Source organism: Pseudomonas sp. Larv2_ips (assembly GCF_963879675.1).
Lineage (GTDB): Bacteria > Pseudomonadota > Gammaproteobacteria > Pseudomonadales > Pseudomonadaceae > Aquipseudomonas.
Genome location: NZ_CAWOAW010000023.1, coordinates 177,762 through 179,993 on the forward strand (window position 1 = coordinate 177,762; position 2,232 = coordinate 179,993).

At 55.5% G+C, this 2,232-nt stretch carries 3 protein-coding genes; 1 reads left to right on the forward strand and 2 read right to left on the reverse strand.

Features of this window, described 5'->3' with window-relative positions; translation table 11 throughout:
- Window positions 1-74: 74 nt before the first annotated feature.
- Complete coding sequence (locus tag AACV02_RS16855; protein WP_119735854.1) at window positions 75-1,064, reverse strand: hypothetical protein; 990 nt, start codon at window positions 1,062-1,064, stop codon at window positions 75-77.
- Window positions 1,065-1,549: 485 nt separating this feature from the next.
- On the opposite strand from AACV02_RS16855, the gene AACV02_RS16860 reads away from it, so the two are divergent.
- The gene (locus tag AACV02_RS16860) at window positions 1,550-1,852 is read left to right on the forward strand and encodes a DUF6124 family protein (protein WP_106580012.1); all 303 of its coding nucleotides are present in this window, start codon (window positions 1,550-1,552) and stop codon (window positions 1,850-1,852) included.
- A gap of 125 nt (window positions 1,853-1,977) precedes the next feature.
- On the opposite strand, the gene AACV02_RS16865 is transcribed toward AACV02_RS16860, so the two are convergent.
- The coding region (locus AACV02_RS16865; protein ID WP_218568284.1) for a hypothetical protein at window positions 1,978-2,232 on the reverse strand (255 nt) is incomplete at its 5' end.

A 2,232-nucleotide genomic window follows, 5' to 3' on the forward strand; every position in this document is an offset into this window, starting at 1 on the left:
GTATATAGTCAGCCCTGCGAAAATCAGTGTCCCGGCAGCTAAAATGATTGCCAGGATGAGTTGAAAGTCCATGCTTAAGCCCCCTCTGGCTGAAAGATCAAATCACCGTCGATCTCTTCGATCTTCCCGCCCAGAAACGCTCCGAATTCTCCCGTTGCATTGCCCCCTGCGTACCCGCCCGCAGCGCCGCCGATCACTGCGCAGGCCAGCGCACCGTTTCCTTTAGCCGCGATGCCCAAAAGAACCCTACAGCCGCTACGGGCTACTGTTGAACCCAGCTTCCCTGCGCCATAAGCCCCCGCCACCCCTCCCATCAATTTCCCCGTCTCCACATATTTCGCCCGCCGACACTGCGCCTCCCGCCCCGCCACACACGCCTCCTTGATTTCCAGCCCAGCCACGCCCACGTCCAGTGCCAACCCCACATACGCGCCCTTGCCCAACCATTTCGACGTTTGCGCAATATCCCGCATCCGCTGCGCATACCCGGCGATCTCGCCCTTTTGCAGATAGCTTTTGGTAGAAATCCCCAACACCTTCTTCAGAGCCTGATTGCCCTGCAATCCGGTGCCAAATCGCGCCGCACCTTGCAGCTGGGTGTCCAGCAGCCCGAACAACGCCTTACGCTGGCGAAGAAACGCCTCACGGTCCAAACCAGTGTTTTTCAGGCGCTGATGCAGCTGTTCAATCGCCTCCAGGGTCTGCGCCACTTCATCCAGATGCCGGGCCCACGCTGACGTCGCGCTGCCCACGCCCAACGAGCCGTACCCCAAAAAACTCTGTAGCAGGTCATAGTTATTGACCACTTGGGGTCCGGCGCCAGCGTCCAACTCACGACGAATTGCCTCGGCCCGGCGTACCAGCCAGGCCTCTTCCATCGAACAGGTCACGCTGTAGGGATCGGGAACGATCACCAACTGCCCAGGCATCACCAGCCCAGGCCGCAGGTGCCTGTTTAGCACATCGAAATGGTCGGAACGCTGCCGACTCGGGGCACTGCCCATCAACCGGGATTTCAAGCCGCTGTAGTCCGTGGTGCGGTCGTTGATATAGCCCTGCGCCATGCCTCACATCCCTGGATGCAATGAAGTTGGCGTCGGAATATAAGCAAGCGGATACGCCCCGCACACAAGCCTGGGTAGGCTGAGTGATATTTCAGAAGCTGCCTACGTCGCAGGGGAAAAGCACCTACAAAAAGCCATTCACCACCACCGTTGATGGGCGGGTTAGTGGCATTCAGTCATGGTTTTTGAAGGGCCAGCAGGGCGTGTCTCTTTAAATTGCAGGACGTTTCCTAGACAATTCCTACCGCCTTGTGCCTGCCCGAATCGATGGCTAGTCTGCGGTCCGTCACTGCTTATCAGTGATCGGGTTTAGTCGCTCGGATTTAGGAGTAGGCGCATCGTCCCATAAAGTTTAATGGTGGCTGTGCGCAGGGCGCCCTCGGGCGCGCCGGATGCTCCTGACCGGTCGACTAACCTGCGTACAGCCGCCACCCTACGTTTAGTCGCGAAATGTGTCGGCTCCTTGATCACCCAGGAGCTGCAAAATGAAAAAAGTCGTCCCCGATCCACCCCATAACGCCACTAAAGACCGCGCCGCCTTCAACCGCGCCATCGACCATTACCAGCCTACCCAAGGTATTCAAATCGAAGACCTGAGCTTCGAAGACGCCCTGCTCTACACTTCCAGCTTGCTCGACAGCGCTTCGGCCACAACACTCAATTGCAGTGAGCGACTGCCCAGCCCCGAGCGGGCGAAAATTCTGGCGGTGTGGCATTTGCTGGAAATGGCCAAGACCACCGTAGACCGCTCCATCGAGTGCCTGAACCCCACCAAATCGCCTGCCTGAATTCAGTAAAACTGTGGGAGCAATAGAATAGGGGGTCAGCCCACCATTCACATGTTTCAAAGAGCAATTTTGATTACCTTTACAAAACCGTGGTCTGCCCCCCTATTTCTCTCTTTTCACTTCTATTACCGCCCAAAAGGGTTAAATAAAACATCTTTCATTGAGGACTTCGCCTCATATATCAAAACCAACATCGGGTTAACTAATTTTGAAACCTGCGGATTCAGCCTAGCCGCAGTAAGCAGCTCATCCGCAAGCGAGTCTAATTGCGAACCTGAGAACATATCGTAGTCATCAAAGCTAAGGCTGCTGAGAATTGGAAATTCCTTAGCATCCAAATCGAACAATAAATTTGCCATTTCTATTGGCACCTCAACCTT

What these genes read in the sequence shown, in the direction of transcription:
- AACV02_RS16860 (WP_106580012.1), top strand. Translation starts at nt 1,550, where the DNA reads ATGAAAAAAGTCGTCCCCGATCCACCCCATAACGCCACTAAAGACCGC.
- AACV02_RS16855 (WP_119735854.1), bottom strand. Translation starts at nt 1,064, where the DNA reads ATGGCGCAGGGCTATATCAACGACCGCACCACGGACTACAGCGGCTTG.